The sequence below is a fragment of the Microvirga terrae genome, from assembly GCF_013307435.2.
GTDB lineage: Bacteria > Pseudomonadota > Alphaproteobacteria > Rhizobiales > Beijerinckiaceae > Microvirga > Microvirga terrae.
This window is the reverse complement of the sequence record NZ_CP102845.1, coordinates 2,034,355-2,050,000: the sequence shown is the minus strand read 5'-3', so window position 1 is coordinate 2,050,000 and position 15,646 is coordinate 2,034,355. Positions and strand designations below refer to the sequence as shown.

Genomic DNA, 15,646 nt, shown 5'->3' with positions numbered 1-15,646 from the left:
AGCGCCTCCTGGTCCGCGTGAAGCGCGCGGCCGAGGCCGCGGCTCGCCGTGACGCGGAGGCGCGGAAAGCCGAAGACGACGCCAAGCGTCGGGCCATGGAAGCACGCCAAGCCGCGATTGAGGCCAAGCGGGCGGAGGCGGAGAACGCCGCTGAGACGGCTCGTCGGGCCCGGGAGGACCAGGAGCGGCGCAAGAAGCCCCGGGCTGCCGCTCCCAAGCCGACCCCCGCGGCGGCACCGAGGCCGATTCCGAAGCCGAAGGAGACGGACAAGAAGGCGCCCGTCCTGCCGGCCGTGCGCGGCGTCTCTCAGGCCGCCCCTGTCCGCCCTGTCACCCAGGCCGCTGCTCCTGCCGCGCCGAAGATCCTCGTCACGGAGGCTCCCGCATCCGTCCGTCTGCCGGAACCGGAGCCCGCGAATGCGCAGACGTCCGGACGAGGCGGCTGGAAATCCGTTCGCCGAGATCCCGCGCGCGCCCTTGCGCAGGCCAAGGCGAAGGCGAAGCCGGCAAACCGTGCGGATGCGATCGATCTCGCTCAGGCCGCGCAGGCTGCCATCGAACGTTTCATTGCGGAGCGCGGCGTGACGAAAACCGAGTCGAGCGGCCTCCAGGCCGTGGTGTCCCGGCTTCAGGCCCGGGGCTACATCGTGGTCCGTGACGAGACCGGCTGGACCATCGATCAGCGTCATCGTGTCGACAGCGAATCAGCTCTCTTCGCGTTCGCGGAAGCCCGCGGGATCACGCTGAGCGCTGCCGCCTGAGCGGAACGGCGTCCGGCGCCTGCCGCCGGACGCCGCGATCGTGATCGGCCATCTTGCCAGCCTCCCGATCCGCCCCACATCGGCAGCGGATCATGGAGATGACTATGGAAAAGCGTCGACTCGGCCGCTCGGACTTGATGGTTTCCCCCCTGTGCCTCGGCGGCAATGTTTTCGGATGGACGGCGGACGAGGAGACCTCGTTCAAGGTTCTCGACGCCTATGCCGATGCCGGCCTGAATTTCATCGATACGGCCGACGTTTATTCCACCTGGGTGCCCGGCCACACGGGCGGTGAGTCGGAGACGATCATCGGCAAGTGGATGAAGGCCCGCGGCAACCGCGACAGGCTCATCATCGCCACCAAGGTCGGCTCGGAAATGGGGCCGGACCGGAAGGGATTGTCGAGGAGCTACATCCGCTCGGCGGTGGAAGACTCCCTTGGCCGCCTCCAGACCGATTACATCGATCTCTATCAGTCCCATCGCGACGACCTTGAGACCCCGCAGCAGGAGACGCTCGAAACCTACGCAGAGCTGATCCGGGAGGGAAAGGTGCGGGCCATCGGCGCGTCGAACTTCACCGCGGAGCGGCTGACGGAAGCCCTGACCATCAGCGCCGAGCGCGGTCTGCCGCGCTACGAGAGCCTCCAGAACAAATACAACCTCTCGGACCGCGCCGAATACGAGGCCGACCTGGAACCGCTCTGCCGCCAGGAGGAGGTCGGCGTCATCCCCTATTACGGGCTCGCCAGCGGGTTCCTGACGGGCAAGTACCGGTCGGAGGCCGACTTCGGCAAGAGCGTGCGCGGCGGCCGAATGGCCGCCTACCTCGACGATCGCGGCCGGCGCATCCTGGCGGCCCTCGACGAGGTTTCCGTCCGACGGACCGCAACTCCGGCCCAGATCGCCCTTGCGTGGCTCATGGCGCGCCCGGGCCTGACCGCGCCGATCGCCAGCGCGACGAGCGTCGAGCAGGTGAGCGATCTCGTACAGGCGACGAATGTGCGTCTCGACCAGGAAGACATCGCGCACCTGAATCGGGCCAGCAGTCCGGTCTGAGCAGCCGCGCTCCTGGAGACATCGAATTTTTGCATGGCAGCCCTCCGTTGCATCGGACGGAGGGCCGATTATCTCGTAGCGACCTGTGCTTTTTTGGATTTCACAGGATCAAACGAGGTTTTCCATGAGTGCCGATGCCGATGCTTTGTTCCAGCCCTTCACCCTGGGCGACCTGACCCTGCCGAACCGGCTGGTCATGGCTCCCCTCACCCGGAACCGGGCAGCGGAAGGAGACGTGGCGCGGGACATCACGGCCACCTACTACGCCCAGCGTGCCAGCGCAGGCCTCCTGATTTCCGAGGGCTCTCAGATCTCCCACCAGGGTCAGGGCTATCTGCGGACGCCCGGCATCTACTCACCCGAACAGGTCTCGCATTGGCGCAAAGTGACGGATGCCGTCCACAAGGCCGGCGGCCGGATCTTCATCCAGCTCTGGCACGTGGGACGCGTCTCTCACACGTCCCTTCAGCCGGGAGGCGCCGCCCCGGTGGGGCCCTCGCCCCTTCGCGCCCAGACGAAGACCTTCCTCGAGGAAGGCTTCGCCGATGTGTCCGAGCCCCGCGCTCTCGAGCTCTCGGAGATCCCTGGTATTCTGCGGGACTACGAGAATGCCGCCCGCAACGCAAAGGAGGCAGGCTTCGACGGCGTCGAAATCCATGCAGCGAACGGCTATCTGCTCGACCAATTCATGAAGGACGGCTCGAACCACCGCACGGACGCCTATGGCGGCTCCGTCGAGAACCGGGCGCGCCTGACCATCGAGGCAACCGAAGCCGTGCTCAGGGTCTGGGACAAGGGCCGGGTCGGCATCCGCCTCTCGCCGGCCAAGGTCAACGATGCGGAGGATTCCGACCCGCAGGCGCTGTTCAGCCACGTGGTGGAAAAGCTCGATGGATTGGGGCTCGCCTATATCCACATGATCGAAGGCGCCACGCAGGGCGACCGGAACGCCGTCAGGGTCGACTACGAAGGCCTGCGACGCTCCTTCCGCGGCGCCTACATCGCCAATAACGGCTATGACCGCGACATGGCGGCCGACGCGCTCATCAGCGGACGCGCCGACCTGGTGGCGTTCGGGCGGCTTTTCATCGCCAATCCGGATCTCGTCGAGCGCTTCCGCCTGAACGCGCCTCTCAACGAACCCGACCGCACCACCTTCTACGGCGGCGGAACCGAGGGGTACACGGATTATCCGGGTCTCGAGAAAGCCGCCTGAGCGTCAGCAGCCCTGACAGATCCCGCGCCGGACCCTCTTGTCGGCCTCTTCGAGGAGCTTCTCCTCGCGCGTGCTGGGGCTGACGGAGGACCGCTCGCCGGGCTGAAGTCGGCTCCCGGACACCGTTCCCGTCGTGGCGGGATTGGACTGGGATCCGCCTGACCCGCCAGCCGTCCCGCCCGTGCTGCCTTCCGTGCCGGGGGGCGGGATCTGGCCTGTCGTGGTCTCCCGACTGCCTGTCCCGGTGTTGCCGGTGCTGCCGCCGACGCGGCTCCCCCGGTTGCCGGGATCGGCACTGCCCCGCATGCCCTGGGCAGGCGGGCGCAGGGTCGATCCACCCGGCTGCGTGGCGGTGCTGGGAGACGCGGACGAGCCAACGGAGGGAGAGGCCGACGAGGACGAGCCGCCGCCGGCTGCACCGCCACCGGAGCCGCCTGCGCCCCCGCCGCTGGAGCCGCCCGAGGACCCCTGCGCCCAGGCTGCTCCGGCGATCAGGCAGCCTGCAAGCAATGCGGTCGAAACTGTGAGGTGACGCATCGGCTCCTCCCTTTCGGATCGCTGTTGCACGTCAACTCCAAGCAAACTCACGAATCTGGGCGACCGTTCCGCCAAATTGTCAGGCTCACCGGACCGACGGAATCGAGGATCCGTCGGGGGCTCCGGTTTAGTCCATGCGCCGCGAGGATTGCCTCGGCGTTCCTGGTCTTGTCACAGTCCGAGAACACCGGAACGCCATCCGGAACGAACGTTCCCTCCGCCCGCGTCAGATGGAAAGCGTCGTAACCGATCCCGAGAAAGAGATCGAACACCTGCCGCCCTCCGGGGACTGCGATGCGTCCGCCTTCCGGCAGGACCGCTTCGATGGCCCGATTCCAGGGGAGCCTCCCGGGATTCCACCACCAGCCGTCAGGACGGCGCTCCAATCCGCTCGAAGAGGAGGACAGGATCATCCGCAGGCGGGCTTTGGGGTTGGCATTGCCCTCATGCCCGAGGCGGCCGAGCACCGTCAGGGCCGACGCGTTGAGCTCGGCCTGAAAATAGGCCCAGTCGGCCTCGTTGCGGAGCGCGTCTGGGGTGCGCCCCGACGCGTCGGCGATGCAGTCGTTGTCCGACACGATGGCATAGCCGTGGATCTCAATCTTGGACATGGTTCGGTTTTTTCCGAGGTGGATGAACGATGGCGGCCTTCATGAGGATGAAGAGCACGAACGCATTGAGTGCATGCCACAGAAAATGCGTGCCTGCAGGCATTGTCGCGCAGATCGCGGCATCGAACGACCGGAAGGAAAGGGACAGGATGAACACGCAGGCGGCGGCGAGAAGCGCCCTGCCGGGTGCTCCGGCCCCGAGGGAGAGGCAGGCGATCCCGACGATCAGAAGGGCCAGGGCCGCCGGAACATAGCCAGCCGACCCGTTTAGGCTCACGCCGGGCAGAACGCGGAACCAGAGGCTGTCGAACGCCAGGTCGAAGGCGATGAACAGCGCCGTCACGGGGATCGCCGCGGCAGGTCCGAGGTTCAGATACCGGCGCATGGCGAGCAGGAAGTAGCTGGCGATGAACACGCCGATCGGCAGCACGTCCGCCAGGAGCGACCAGCCATTGGCGAAGGTATGGAACAGGAAGCTGCCCGTGCCGACAATGAGGGTGACGATGATCAGCCACAGCGCGGGCCCATCCCGCGCCCCGGCCCGTCGCCAGAGCACGAGGGCCCAGAGGGCGGCCGCGATGAACGCGACATTGCTCGCGGCGTTCAGCGGCTCGGCCCAGAAACCCGGCCCCAGGCGTTCGCAATAGCTGTCGATGGGTCTGAACCAGGATTCCGGCATGGGGCGCAACCGTGGGGATGGTGACGAGTTCCAGCTTGCCAGCCGAGGACGAACATCCGATGAAGCTTAGAGGACGAACAAGCAAGAGTAACGCGATGCGGGTTGCCACCTGGAACGTGAACCGGCGTTCCGGGAGATCCTGGACCTTCCCTGAACTTACCTCACAAACCCTTGCTTTACATGCTCTTTTTTGATTAAACCGTGGCAGTTCTCAACTGCACCGCGGGGCTTCAACGGGCCATAATTGCGGGTAATGGAGCGGGTAACGGATGGCTCTCGCGAAACTGACTGACGTGGCGCTGCGGAAGGCGAAACCTGCCGAGAAGGACTACAGGCTCAGTGACGGTGGCGGGCTGGCGCTGCTGATTCGACCGAATGGCGCGCGGTTGTGGCAGTACCGATTCAGGCACAATGGCCGGGAGCAGATTCATAGCCTCGGCGCATACCCGGAGATTACCCTCGCCGCTGCCCGCGAGGCGCACAGGAAAGCCCGGGCACTGGTCGCTGACGGCATTAATCCAGTCACATCCAAGCGGGAGGAACGGCAACAGGCCCGGCAGCGCGAGCTGGTAGAAAAGGCTGGCTCCTTCGATACGGTCGTGTCTGCCTGGCGGGAACTGACCGATCCCCACCTTGCACCACTAACCATCCGCCAGCGTGAGCGTGAGGTCGGGAAATACCTGCTGCCGACATTCAAGGGGCGCCGCATCAGCTCCATCACCCGCGTCGAGCTGGCTGCCCTTCTGAAAAAAGTGGAGCCGCGTGCGCCGGAGGTGGCCAGAAACCTGCGGAACTATCTGAACGGCATATTCGACCACGCCGCCGACCATGGGCTGGTGGACGCGAACCCGGTGCCGCCGCGTCGAATCCTCGCCAAACGAGCCAGCACCCATCATAGGCCGCTGCCGTTCGATCAGTTACATAAGTTCATCAGCGATATTCAGGCTAGCTCCGCGGAGCCCGCCACGAAAGCCGCTCTGCTGCTGACCATGCTAACGGCCTGCCGCAAACAGGAGGCAACGGGCGCGCGCTGGGATGAGTTCGATCTCAAGGCAGCGTTGTGGACGATACCAGAGGAACGGATGAAGGCACGGCGGGAACACGTCATTCCCCTGCCCCACCAGGCGGTGAAGCTGCTGCAGGCGCTACGCGACACGACCACCAGCGAAGCGCTGTTCCCCAGCAGGTCGAAAGCCGGCGGAACGATGTCAGAGCGCACGCTTAACGCGCTCTTGGAGCGCACCGGATATGCGGGAGTATCTATCCACGGCTTCCGATCGCTGTTCAGCACCTGGGCAAACGAGAACGGCGAGAACCCTGACGTGATCGAGCGGTGTCTGGCACATGTTCACCAGAATGCAGTGCGCAGGGCGTACAACCACGCCCAGCACATCGCAGAACGGCGCGATCTCCTTCAAAGGTGGGCGAACCTGTTGCTGCCACAGGAGACCGCGCAAGAGCTCGCAGAGGCGGCCTAATCGCGGCCCCTCCATTTCGCGTATTCGACCGTCCCCTGAGCGGTGTGCCGGCGCTCGTACTCTTCCACCTCCGCCAGGTCATAAAGGATTTTCCCACCAATCCGGAGATAACGCGGCCCGCGACTGCTGGCGCGCCAGTTGGCCAAGGTGCGCTCATGTATTTCGCCGCCCCAGCGTTCCGTGAGCTGGCGGGGCGTGAGGAATTTCTTATCGGTCATTGCTGTGGGCTCCAATGTTAGCCCGTGATTCGTTGATCGAACGGCTACAGAGCGCAATGAGTGAGGTTACAGAGCACCAGCCTGAGAGTCTGGTGCTCTAAAATGAAATTACTCAAAAAAGCATAAGGTTAGCGCGGGGCAATAAAATCTAGGGCGCAGGTAGGGCGCAAAATTTTCCACAGCCTGGAAGTGCGCCCAAACGATTTTGTGAGCAAATTACGTGATTGATACTGATCTCATTCTCGGCCAGATCACCAGCCTGTGCGTCTGACTACATCACTTTCACTGTTTATCACCTTGCCGTCAGCATGACTCACCGCAAAAACCTGTGCGTCGCAAACAACCGGAGTGACTCACCGTGAACAACCAGCAGACCCGCCGCTACATGACACCTGCAGAAGTCAGCCAGCACTTCGGAGGTGCCGTTAGCACGCGCACTCTCGCGAACTGGCGCTCCATGAGCCAAGGGCCGGCTTACGTTAAAGTGGGAGGCCGAGTGCTGTACCCAGCCGCCAGCATCGCAGAGTGGGAGCAGAAGCGCACCGTTGGCGGCACCGGCCAATACCGGGCATAAGCCGTAGTTACAACATACACCAGACGACCAGAACGGCGCGGCCGGCACCACCATCTCCCGCGCCGTCCCGTGCCTGGCTGTAGGCACAGGCGTGCCCACCTGCTGATTTAGCAGGATAAGGCTACACCTTGAGTCCACTATGAAGGCTGCATTGGTTTCCCGTTGCATCTCCCCGCCTGCGCTGCTGGACTTCACCTCATGACGTTTACCGGAGCCTTGCCGCCTTTCTCCTGCTGGAAGCGTGGCGCTTTCTCATAGCTTACGCTGGTGGTTCTCGGTTCGTTGTAGAGGGGTAGCGTGACAGCTTCCCTTTTGCAGGCTCACCCCGTTTGGGGATGACCGTAGCGCTGCTCCGGTAACTGATCACATGACTCCAACCCGGAACAGACACGGCGAATCGCCGCTAAAGCCACAGCCTTGCGGTAAAGGGACAACCACGGGAACTTGCTAAGAGAGTGCGACAGACACGAATACGTGTCTGGTGCTTGAATGCTCTGCGTATAGCAGATACACTGAAATAACATTTAGGGTAGCTGGTTCCCGCGAAAGTCTCAGTTACCTGGTTAAGCGTCTTGCCGGACTGCTTAACCTTCGAAAAGCCACCTTGCCGGGTGGCTTTTTTCGCTTCTGCGGATCGGAGATTACCCGAAGATCCTTTCAATGATCAAATAAATTACTCAAAAATGAGTGACACACGATTACGGTTTTCTGTATTTTTACAGAACCGTAAACACAGAGACACTCATTATGATTTTCGGAATACTCAATCAGAAAGGCGGTGTTGGTAAGACAACTCTTTCGGTAAACCTCGCAGCAAGCCTTACCCGCGATGGCTCCCGCGTGCTGCTGATAGATGCTGACCCGCAAGGTAGTGCCCTCGACTTTGCAGCCGCCAGAGAAAGCACCCCACTATTCTCGGTCGTCGGGCTGCCCCGCCCTACCATACACAAAGAGATCTCCCATCTCGCGCGCGATTATGACCACGTTGTTATCGATGGCCCGCCGCGCGTCACTGACTTGGCGCGTTCGGCGATTATGGCCGCTGATGTGATTGTCATCCCGGTGCAGCCTTCACCATACGATATATGGGCCGCTGATGAGGTCGTTAAGCTGGTGGCAGAGGCTTCTGTATTTAAGGAAAACCTTAAAGCCGTATTTGCTGTTAACCGCAAAATCGCAAACACAGCCATCGGGCGCGACGTGGGCGAGGCGCTTGAGAGCTACCACCTACCTGTTCTCGCCACCAGCATTACACAGCGCGTAGTGTTCGCCGAGGCGGCAGCGCAGGGTAGAGCGGTGTTCGAGGTAGACGCCAACGGAGCGGCCGCAAGAGAGATCGAAGAGCTGAAGAACGAGCTGGTGGAGGTGGCACAGTGAACAAGAAGGTATCCATAGGGGCCAAGCCCACCAGCAAGCCGGCGATCGCTGACGCCTGGGTAAGCGATCGCGTGGTTGACGGAGCACCCGAACCCGTAAAACGGCTCACCATCGATATACCGGAGAGCCTGCACCGCGCCATTAAATCGCAGACAGCGGGACGCGGCACGAAGATGGCGGATGAAATACGGGACTTACTTTTGCAGAAATACGGAAAACAGTAATTACGATTTTAAGGCCGGGAGAACCGGCCTTGTTTGTCAGAACTGCACGACAAACTCAAATTGCTGGCGGACCTGCAGGCTGCGCACCAGCTTCTGGATGTGCTCGAGAACGAGAAGCTGGCCTGGAAGCTCAATGTCGGAAGGCAGCAAGTAATGCTGGTTGGCAGGAACCAACGATTTCACAGTGGTGCCGATAAAGACGCCCAGCTCGCGGATGTCCTGGTCTGCCGCGTCGGCAAACTCGAACGCAAAGCGCAAGTAGAGGTATTTGGTCGGAGTCTGGGAGACGGTGAAGCGACCCTCAGTGACGACCAGCTCACCACCTGGATCCGGCTTGCAGTACAGCGCCTGCGTAACCCTGCGGCGGCCAACTTCCGCGATAAGAGCTGACGCCGCTGAGGATTCAGGTGCCTGTGACGCATCCCACGCCACATCTCCATTACCCCATGCAAGGTGAATGGATTGCGCCAGAATCGCGATTGAGACCGCAGAGCGGCCAGAGTCAGTAAGAGTTGCCAAATCAAATCTCCATTTGTTGTCATTGCCTCCAATTTTATAATCACCACCCTGCTCTTTGACGTTTGAATCGATGCTCATAAATGAGCATTTACTTCCCATGATCTGACCGATGTCGTGACTGTACCGTTTCGTTACCAGATAACGGAGGCCGTTAGCCGATAACAGGCCCCGTTGTTACCACGTAACGGAGGTTCATCATGGCTACATCATCCCGCCAGCGGCAGGCTGCATACCGAAAACGCATACGCGAGCGCGGATTCACACGCCTCAGCACAACCATCGACGGCAGAACGGCCTCCATCCTTCGCAATCTGGCGGAACAACACAACCGGACCCAGGCAGAGGTAATTCAACTCGGCGTTCTCATGGCAGCTCGTGAGCTGTCAGCCACCGTGGGTGACTAAAATGCGTGACCAGATAACGGTAGCGAGCGTTACCCGGTCACAGCGTCGTTGTGACCACACTCAGGACATTGAGTGGGTTGAGAAATACCCAGATCTGATGCCGGGAAAGCTGTTTTTCCTGTGCGAGCGCCTCTGCGCCAGCATTACCCGGGAAACCTGCCACCAGAATTTCACGGCGGCGCACGAAAAGGTCACCGATGAGACGCCCCTCCGCCTCACGAAGTGCCGCGGCTGTCCTGTTGGCCGGGGACTGCACACAGACACAGACGCGCCACTGACATGGCAGGATGCCCGGTCATCTTGTGAGTGTGTGCGCTGCGGCCGCCGCGACTTGCGTATAATCCCGTCAAACCAGATATGTGTGAGCTGCTGGAACCGATATCGCGAGTGCCTGATCGGGAAGAACGCCCGGGGCCGGAAGCCTCAAACCATGATCGTTCTTTCGGCGCGCCGCGTCGGGGTGATGGGCAGTGATGGCAAACCAGCCTGGCGGCGGTTCGACGCCTGGCACGATGGCGAAGCTATCTCACGAGCGGTCCGCCAGACAGACGGCGCCAGATTCCACGACAAGCAGCCTGGCAAGTCGGTCTGGAATCAGCGCGTCAGGGGATTCCAGTACCGCTGCGAGAAGCACCCGGGCGAATTTGGGTCGCTGGTGGAGCGCCAGAGCGATGACGGCACTATTCAGTACATTTGCCCGGTCTGTACGCCCGGACGCGCTAAAGGCTTGCCAGAGGCTCGTGTATGCAGCGCAACCAGCCTGTCATCGCCGGAGCTCGTGCGGGAGCTGCTGGTGCAGACGGGTATCGCCAGCCATCTTACGGAACATTTCGCGCCGACCGCACATGTTTGCGACCGCTGCCAACATTACGCCATTGAAGCGCGCCTGCGAAACGGCAGATCAGAAACGCGCTGTCCGATCTGCGATGGCTAATCCTCAGCGGTCCTGGTGGAGTCATCTGAGCCGCTTTCCTTTGGCGGCTCAATCACCAGTGCGTCGCCTCGGCGATAAATGACCACATCATCCGTATCGAGCTCGAACTCTTCAGGGATTTCGATGACCTGGCCCCCGTCGATACGGAGTAACAGCACTCGCTTCTTCATCTCGGCCTCCTCTCAGATATCCATATAGCAGAAAGCCCCGAAAGGGGGCTCTCATCATTGCGTTCCGAATGGTCTGGCCGGAGTGACCTTCGTTTGGAGCGTTTGCGTTGGCGCCACCTGCTGCCCACGTTCGTTGCGGTGGATGACCTCGATAGGCTGTGCCGAGACGCTGACATTTACCCCGCTGACGCCCGGGTCTGTCATTGGGAGCTGCGCTGCCTGACGGTTGTACTTATCGATGTGACCACGGGTTTCGGCGGGGATGTGACTGCGCCAGTCGGCGCCGTACTTCCCGATCACCTTGTCCATGTTGCCGCTGCCCCAGTTATAAGCCGCGACCGCCTTATCAACGTCGCCGCCGTACTTGTTATACAGCGCCTGCGCCAGGGCATTGCCCACGCGACGGTTCTCGGCCTCGCTGTCATCTTTCGCCGGCGCAATGCCGAACCCGGGGTTTCGCAGGGTGGCAGGCATAACCTGCATCACACCCTGCGCGCCGGCCGATGACGTAATAAGATTCCCGTTCGCGTCGCGGTGACGGCCGCCAGATTCAATCTGAGCGAGGATCTCGGTGTTGATGCCATTAGGGTTCATCGCAGACTGAGCCCGGACGCTGTTTACCGCCAGCTCATCATCTCGCTGCTTCTGGAGCCGTTTGATTTCTGCGGACGCTGCGTCCATCTCAGCCTGGGCGGCCTTCTGGCGTTCGTTCATGGCCCGGAGCTGTTCTTCACGCGGCAGTTGAGCCTCTTCCGCGGTAGGAACGCCGAGTGAGCGCGCCTTCGCCGCGTTGTACCGCTGCGTCTGTTCAGCAATCAACGGTGAATAACGCCCGGATATGGCTTCCGCTTTGCCGCGGTACTCGGATTCAATCACGCGACGGGTGATCTCCTGGGGGCTCACCTTCCCGCCTTCTCCCGCCAGATACATAATGCCATGGCGCATTTCCTGCGTCAGAGGCACCAGCCGGTCGGCAATCGAGGTTTTGATGTTGTCCAGCGCCGCCCGGGCATCGCGCACGTCACTGCCCATGGTGCGCTCCTGCTCGCGGGAAGCAACCAGCTCGGTGAGAATCTTCTTTTGATCCTCTGAGCTGCCGCTGCCCATCACATTGCGCAGGCGCTCCGAGTCCGCGGCACTCAGCGCATCATCGCCGGTGCGACGGAACAGACTATCTGCCACGCTGCGACGGTCGGCATCCGAGCCGTAGACTTTCGCCAGGCTGGCGATACCGGAGCCAGTCAGATTCGAAATATCCACACCTGAGCCAGCAAGACCACGCTCCAGCGCGCCCATACTGTTCGGAGCTATGGACAGGAGCGACATCGCCTGCCCCATGCCAATCCCCAAATGGTTAGCGGTGGCCATCGCCAGCATGCCCGGATCGCGGTACGCCTTGCGCAGCTCTCCCAGTGTGCCCTGCAGGAAGGTCGTACTGCCCCCCGGGCCGGCTTTCCCCATATATCGGGCATAGATGCTGCCCTCACCGAACATCTGACTGTTCGTAGCAAACGCCCCGCCTTCACGGAGGATCGCCATCTGAATCGGGCTCAGACCCATGCGGTTGGCGACGCGGGAGGTAAAGAACTGCGATGCCTCACCTTTTGCTCCGCCAGCCATCAGGGAGGAGTTAATGCGCCCCATCATGGCGGAAGTGCCAGCCACATCCAGGCCGGGGATGCCGGAACCCGCCAGCGCACTGAACGTGCCGGCATAACCAGCGATATTGGCGCGGGTGAGCGAATTTCGGTTCTGCGAAGTGACATAACCGGCGATGGCTTCCATCACCTCATCAGATTTAGCGAAGGCATCGGATTTGGCGATCGTTTCACCGATCAGCAGCCCCATCCGGCGGCTGTCCTGCTCGCTCCCGGTCATGCGCATGCCGCGCATCTGACCGAAAAAGCTCATCCCTGTCGCTGGGTCGAGGCCGAAGCCACGGGAGAATCCGACACCGTTCAGCAGCTCGCCGTTCAGCTCTTTGTACTGGTCGCCAGACACGTTGCCGAGCCTGGAGAACTGGCTCGAGAGTTTGATTGCTTCAGAGTAGGTAATGCCCAAGCTGGAGGCATTGGCCTCAACGACGCGCTTCAGCCCTTCGAACGACACGTTCACGTCGCCCAGGGTGCGCTTCAGGGCGTCGAGATCAACCAGGTTATCTCGTGCCTTGTCCAGGTTTTCGGTCGCCGCGCTTAATGCCTTACCGATACCGAGGGCAGCCAGACCGCCGAGAAGTCCCATGAAGCCGGCGCCAAAGCCACCAGCCATGCCAGAGCCGACAGAGCGGGAGGCCACCCCACCGACAGGCCCCATCTGCCCCAGCCCGCTTTGCAGGATTCGCCCGGTCTGCTGCCACCACTGGCTGTTTCCGCCAGCCGGTTGATTGCTGTTGGCTGGTGGCGTCGTTGGTGCCGGAAGGTTTGGGCGGCGCGGTGTCGCCGGCGGGCGCGACTGAGACTCAAAGGCGCTACCAAAGAAGACCAGCATCTCCTGCTGGCGCTTCAGGCGGGAGGCCTCGTTCAGGTACATCTTCGACCAGTTCGCCATGACAGGGTTCTCGCTCCCCTGCCCTGACCGCTGCATCCTGTTGCGCAGCTCACCCTGGATTTTGAGCAGCTTCTCACTTTGCTGGACGAAATACTTTAGGTCTTCCTTCGTTTTCAGAGTGATCGGCTCGAATTTGGTGCCGTTCGCCTTGGCGATGGCATCACCCATCAATTTGATGCGGGCATTAATCTGCCCGATCTGCTTGTTCAGGTCGTCGCCATTGAAATCGGCGCTGACCGGGATCTTGATTGTCATAGAGACTTACCCCCGAACCTTCTTCGGGAGCACCAGTCGGCGCTCGTCGATGACTTTCAGTGACTTCGCCATCAGTTCCGGGTGGCGGCGTTTGCGACTGCGCAAGAAATTGCTTAACGTGCCGCGCAGGGACTTCGCCAGCGCGGCACATTCATCGGATTTGGTGCGTCGGGCCAGTCGGGCCTTGCACTCTTCCAGCGTTTCATCCTCTTCCGGTGTCAGATTTTCCCGCCCACTGGACGCCTTTGCATCCTTTATGCGGGCTTCTGCGCGGCGCCGTTCCGCGATCTCGCCATTCAAGGCAATGATGCTGTCTTCGGCGGAGTGGAGTTTATTGATTTTATTCGTCGTCATGTGAGTCTCCCGGCCGCCGCGGCGGCCATATTGTTTCAGTGGATGCCTTTTGCGGTGGTGTATTGCATTGCGCGCAGCTCGGCTTCGAACTGGAGGTTCTTGAAGCGCATCGACTCCGCCAGGTAATTCATGACTGCGGCCAGAACCGCGTTGTCGTTCTGAGCAGCGACAAGCGCCTTCTCAACGACGGCAGGAGCGTGGGCCGCAATTGCTTCCAACAGCTTCTGCTCCGAGGTTTTACGCTTGCGGGCGCCACCAGGGCCACCAGCATAGCCAGGGGCGAACTGCCCCTTCGCGTTACGCTGCTCTGGCATATCAGCGATCCTCCCAGGTGGCGGTACGGTGGATGATGCGCTGCGTTTCACGGAGCATCGGTAAGGAGGTGAACTCGTTCAGGCCGCGGGCGCGGGCATCACTCACCGCGATGGCATGCTCATCGATGAGCGCCAGCTCGAGAGCACGGATGCGCGCCTTGCGGAGATTAAAGAGGGCTTCGTCCTGAGCCTTCTTCAATGCGGCCTCAGCGTCGGCGACCAGACGGCGGGCTGAAGTTGGCTTGAGCTGCTCGGCAGCAATGTGGCGATCAGCGGCCATGCTCTGCAGGGAGCCGATATCGAGGTTCAGCGCGGTCAGTTCTGCGCCATCTTCCGGACGCTCGTCTCCGGAGGCGCGGCGGGCAACAATCTCATCGCGCTGGCGCTGCTTCTCGACCAGACGCTTATTAATCGTCGCCCACTCGCCATATGCTGCGGTGTAGCGGGCATCCTCACGCACCAGGCGGTCACGGGCAGCCGCCAGACGTGCAGCAGCGTTCGCGACTTCGGGATCATCTTCAGGCGCAGGCATTTGAACCCCTGCCACCTCCGTAGCGCCGGCAGCATCCGCTACAGCTTCTTGCGCAGCGTGAACGGCACCGGCAGAGAGTGCCCCCAGGCGCTCGTGCTCTGTGCGCTGACGGGCGCGCTCCGCATTGGTCTGCTCGCGTTGAGCCGCAGCCAGTTCCTGCTCCAGCTCTACGACAGCATTGCGGTAGCTTCTGGTGTCATCGCCACGCTCAAGTGCCGCAGCAAGATCAGTGCGGGCGCCGACGAGTTGTGCTTCAATATCGTGGATGTTCTTCATTTTGAGCCTTCAATGGGGTGTTCAATGGTTTTCACCGGATGGCTCAATGGTCGCGTCACGACGCGCAGGGCGGGTACAGGTTTTAGTGGGAGGTGCGATGGAACTGTCAAAGGCGGCAACAGAACTGGTGGACGAATACAGGCGCTCGCCGGGCGCGGAGCCGCTAGGTTTCACGCGCACGGCTGCGTACCGCCAGTTCATTGAGGCGGCAGAACAGGCCGGATTTACGGGGCCAGAAGTTGAGATGGATTCAGAGTTTTCTGATAGGTCGCCGGAATGGGTGGCGCATGCCAGCGAGGAAGAGCTACGGCGCTACCTGCACACGCTGATCCGCGCCGACCGCTGGAACACTGACTTTCCGACTGCCGTGTTGCAGGCATGTTCCGGTGGTCAGCTTGGGGCGCTGGCGGCCAATCTGGCCTAAGATCGGGACCCTCTCGCCTCGAGTCCCCCGCCCGTCCCCGACTTTGGCGCGGCCTGAGCCGAAACCGATGCTCTTCGAAGTTTTCCACAGAGCAGGGCTTTGTATCGGCAGGCCCTAAGATTATGAGTATTGTCCAGGGGCTCCCGCTGCAATTTACCGGAATCTGGTGTCCGCGAACCAACGG

At 61.7% G+C, this 15,646-nt stretch carries 19 protein-coding genes (1 of these 19 cut by a window edge); 8 read left to right on the top strand and 11 right to left on the bottom strand.

Annotation, left to right across the window (positions count from 1 at the left end):
- From HPT29_RS09735 to HPT29_RS09725, 3 genes are all read left to right on the top strand, one after another.
- Positions 1 to 761, top strand: the 3' portion of a protein-coding gene (locus tag HPT29_RS09735) for a hypothetical protein (protein ID WP_173947459.1). Its footprint begins 631 nt before the window's first position; the window shows 761 of its 1,392 coding nt (coding positions 632-1,392); its start codon lies off the left edge, out of view; the stop codon is at positions 759 to 761.
- A gap of 104 nt (positions 762 to 865) precedes the next feature.
- Positions 866 to 1,819 carry an aldo/keto reductase gene (locus HPT29_RS09730; RefSeq protein WP_173947460.1) on the top strand — a complete coding sequence of 318 codons (954 nt, stop codon included), beginning with the start codon at positions 866 to 868 and terminating at the stop codon, positions 1,817 to 1,819.
- 124 nt (positions 1,820 to 1,943) lie between these two features.
- Positions 1,944 to 3,035 (top strand): alkene reductase, encoded by a 1,092-nt coding sequence (locus HPT29_RS09725; RefSeq protein WP_173947461.1) that lies wholly within the window; start codon positions 1,944 to 1,946, stop codon positions 3,033 to 3,035.
- A 3-nt stretch (positions 3,036 to 3,038) separates the two neighbouring features.
- On the opposite strand, the gene HPT29_RS09720 is transcribed toward HPT29_RS09725, so the two are convergent.
- From HPT29_RS09720 to HPT29_RS09710, 3 genes are read right to left on the bottom strand one after another with little or no spacing between them, the layout of a single operon-like run.
- The gene (locus tag HPT29_RS09720) at positions 3,039 to 3,572 is read right to left on the bottom strand and encodes a hypothetical protein (protein ID WP_173947462.1); all 534 of its coding nucleotides are present in this window, start codon (positions 3,570 to 3,572) and stop codon (positions 3,039 to 3,041) included.
- 47 nt (positions 3,573 to 3,619) lie between these two features.
- A complete protein-coding gene (locus tag HPT29_RS09715; protein WP_173947463.1) occupies positions 3,620 to 4,183 on the bottom strand; it encodes a dihydrofolate reductase family protein in 564 nt (187 codons plus the stop codon).
- Entirely contained in the window at positions 4,170 to 4,862 is a 693-nt protein-coding gene (locus tag HPT29_RS09710) for a hypothetical protein (protein ID WP_173947464.1), read from the bottom strand. Before HPT29_RS09710 ends, HPT29_RS09715 begins: the two co-directional genes overlap by 14 nt.
- A gap of 269 nt (positions 4,863 to 5,131) precedes the next feature.
- Between HPT29_RS09710 and HPT29_RS09705 the strand changes: the two genes are divergently transcribed.
- A complete protein-coding gene (locus HPT29_RS09705) occupies positions 5,132 to 6,340 on the top strand; it encodes a tyrosine-type recombinase/integrase (RefSeq protein ID WP_173947465.1) in 1,209 nt (402 codons plus the stop codon).
- On the opposite strand, the gene HPT29_RS09700 is transcribed toward HPT29_RS09705, so the two are convergent.
- The gene (locus HPT29_RS09700) at positions 6,337 to 6,558 is read right to left on the bottom strand and encodes a helix-turn-helix transcriptional regulator (protein ID WP_173947466.1); all 222 of its coding nucleotides are present in this window, start codon (positions 6,556 to 6,558) and stop codon (positions 6,337 to 6,339) included. The two genes, HPT29_RS09705 and HPT29_RS09700, sit on opposite strands and share 4 nt — an antisense overlap.
- Positions 6,559 to 7,879: 1,321 nt before the next feature.
- Here HPT29_RS09700 and parA point away from each other — a divergent pair.
- Together parA and HPT29_RS09685 are read left to right on the top strand one after the other, a co-directional pair.
- Positions 7,880 to 8,509, top strand: a complete 630-nt coding sequence (gene parA / locus HPT29_RS09690; protein WP_173947515.1) for a ParA family partition ATPase — start codon at positions 7,880 to 7,882, stop codon at positions 8,507 to 8,509.
- A complete protein-coding gene (locus HPT29_RS09685; RefSeq protein ID WP_173947467.1) occupies positions 8,506 to 8,733 on the top strand; it encodes a hypothetical protein in 228 nt (75 codons plus the stop codon). Before parA ends, HPT29_RS09685 begins: the two co-directional genes overlap by 4 nt.
- A 36-nt stretch (positions 8,734 to 8,769) precedes the next feature.
- Here the strand turns inward: HPT29_RS09685 and HPT29_RS09680 are convergent, their stop codons facing one another.
- Both HPT29_RS09680 and HPT29_RS09675 read right to left on the bottom strand, forming a co-directional pair.
- Positions 8,770 to 9,330, bottom strand: coding sequence for a hypothetical protein (locus tag HPT29_RS09680; protein WP_210272103.1), 561 nt, complete (start codon positions 9,328 to 9,330; stop codon positions 8,770 to 8,772).
- Between the two features lie 363 nt (positions 9,331 to 9,693).
- Complete coding sequence (locus HPT29_RS09675; RefSeq protein ID WP_210272104.1) at positions 9,694 to 9,840, bottom strand: hypothetical protein; 147 nt, start codon at positions 9,838 to 9,840, stop codon at positions 9,694 to 9,696.
- A gap of 246 nt (positions 9,841 to 10,086) precedes the next feature.
- On the opposite strand from HPT29_RS09675, the gene HPT29_RS09670 reads away from it, so the two are divergent.
- The gene (locus tag HPT29_RS09670) at positions 10,087 to 10,590 is read left to right on the top strand and encodes a hypothetical protein (RefSeq protein WP_210272105.1); all 504 of its coding nucleotides are present in this window, start codon (positions 10,087 to 10,089) and stop codon (positions 10,588 to 10,590) included.
- On the opposite strand, the gene HPT29_RS09665 is transcribed toward HPT29_RS09670, so the two are convergent.
- From HPT29_RS09665 to HPT29_RS09645, 5 genes are read right to left on the bottom strand one after another with little or no spacing between them, the layout of a single operon-like run.
- Positions 10,587 to 10,760, bottom strand: coding sequence for an AbrB/MazE/SpoVT family DNA-binding domain-containing protein (locus tag HPT29_RS09665; protein WP_173947468.1), 174 nt, complete (start codon positions 10,758 to 10,760; stop codon positions 10,587 to 10,589). The two genes, HPT29_RS09670 and HPT29_RS09665, sit on opposite strands and share 4 nt — an antisense overlap.
- Before the next feature lie 54 nt (positions 10,761 to 10,814).
- Positions 10,815 to 13,562, bottom strand: coding sequence for a transglycosylase SLT domain-containing protein (locus tag HPT29_RS09660; protein WP_173947469.1), 2,748 nt, complete (start codon positions 13,560 to 13,562; stop codon positions 10,815 to 10,817).
- 6 nt (positions 13,563 to 13,568) lie between these two features.
- The gene (locus HPT29_RS09655) at positions 13,569 to 13,916 is read right to left on the bottom strand and encodes a hypothetical protein (protein WP_173947470.1); all 348 of its coding nucleotides are present in this window, start codon (positions 13,914 to 13,916) and stop codon (positions 13,569 to 13,571) included.
- Positions 13,917 to 13,951: 35 nt separating this feature from the next.
- Entirely contained in the window at positions 13,952 to 14,230 is a 279-nt protein-coding gene (locus tag HPT29_RS09650; protein WP_173947471.1) for a hypothetical protein, read from the bottom strand.
- A gap of 1 nt (position 14,231) precedes the next feature.
- Positions 14,232 to 15,038 (bottom strand): hypothetical protein, encoded by an 807-nt coding sequence (locus HPT29_RS09645; RefSeq protein WP_173947472.1) that lies wholly within the window; start codon positions 15,036 to 15,038, stop codon positions 14,232 to 14,234.
- 97 nt (positions 15,039 to 15,135) lie between these two features.
- On the opposite strand from HPT29_RS09645, the gene HPT29_RS09640 reads away from it, so the two are divergent.
- Entirely contained in the window at positions 15,136 to 15,462 is a 327-nt protein-coding gene (locus tag HPT29_RS09640; RefSeq protein WP_173947473.1) for a hypothetical protein, read from the top strand.
- Positions 15,463 to 15,646 lie beyond the last annotated feature (184 nt).

Coding starts and splice junctions, on each gene's coding strand:
- HPT29_RS09705 (WP_173947465.1), top strand. CDS start 5,132: ATGGCTCTCGCGAAACTGACTGACGTGGCGCTGCGGAAGGCGAAACCT.
- HPT29_RS09660 (WP_173947469.1), bottom strand. CDS start 13,562: ATGACAATCAAGATCCCGGTCAGCGCCGATTTCAATGGCGACGACCTG.
- HPT29_RS09655 (WP_173947470.1), bottom strand. CDS start 13,916: ATGACGACGAATAAAATCAATAAACTCCACTCCGCCGAAGACAGCATC.
- HPT29_RS09680 (WP_210272103.1), bottom strand. CDS start 9,330: ATGAGCATCGATTCAAACGTCAAAGAGCAGGGTGGTGATTATAAAATT.
- HPT29_RS09700 (WP_173947466.1), bottom strand. CDS start 6,558: ATGACCGATAAGAAATTCCTCACGCCCCGCCAGCTCACGGAACGCTGG.
- HPT29_RS09725 (WP_173947461.1), top strand. CDS start 1,944: ATGAGTGCCGATGCCGATGCTTTGTTCCAGCCCTTCACCCTGGGCGAC.
- HPT29_RS09715 (WP_173947463.1), bottom strand. CDS start 4,183: ATGTCCAAGATTGAGATCCACGGCTATGCCATCGTGTCGGACAACGAC.
- parA (WP_173947515.1), top strand. CDS start 7,880: ATGATTTTCGGAATACTCAATCAGAAAGGCGGTGTTGGTAAGACAACT.
- HPT29_RS09640 (WP_173947473.1), top strand. CDS start 15,136: ATGGAACTGTCAAAGGCGGCAACAGAACTGGTGGACGAATACAGGCGC.
- HPT29_RS09720 (WP_173947462.1), bottom strand. CDS start 3,572: ATGCGTCACCTCACAGTTTCGACCGCATTGCTTGCAGGCTGCCTGATC.
- HPT29_RS09670 (WP_210272105.1), top strand. CDS start 10,087: ATGATCGTTCTTTCGGCGCGCCGCGTCGGGGTGATGGGCAGTGATGGC.
- HPT29_RS09730 (WP_173947460.1), top strand. CDS start 866: ATGGAAAAGCGTCGACTCGGCCGCTCGGACTTGATGGTTTCCCCCCTG.
- HPT29_RS09650 (WP_173947471.1), bottom strand. CDS start 14,230: ATGCCAGAGCAGCGTAACGCGAAGGGGCAGTTCGCCCCTGGCTATGCT.
- HPT29_RS09665 (WP_173947468.1), bottom strand. CDS start 10,760: ATGAAGAAGCGAGTGCTGTTACTCCGTATCGACGGGGGCCAGGTCATC.
- HPT29_RS09710 (WP_173947464.1), bottom strand. CDS start 4,862: ATGCCGGAATCCTGGTTCAGACCCATCGACAGCTATTGCGAACGCCTG.
- HPT29_RS09645 (WP_173947472.1), bottom strand. CDS start 15,038: ATGAAGAACATCCACGATATTGAAGCACAACTCGTCGGCGCCCGCACT.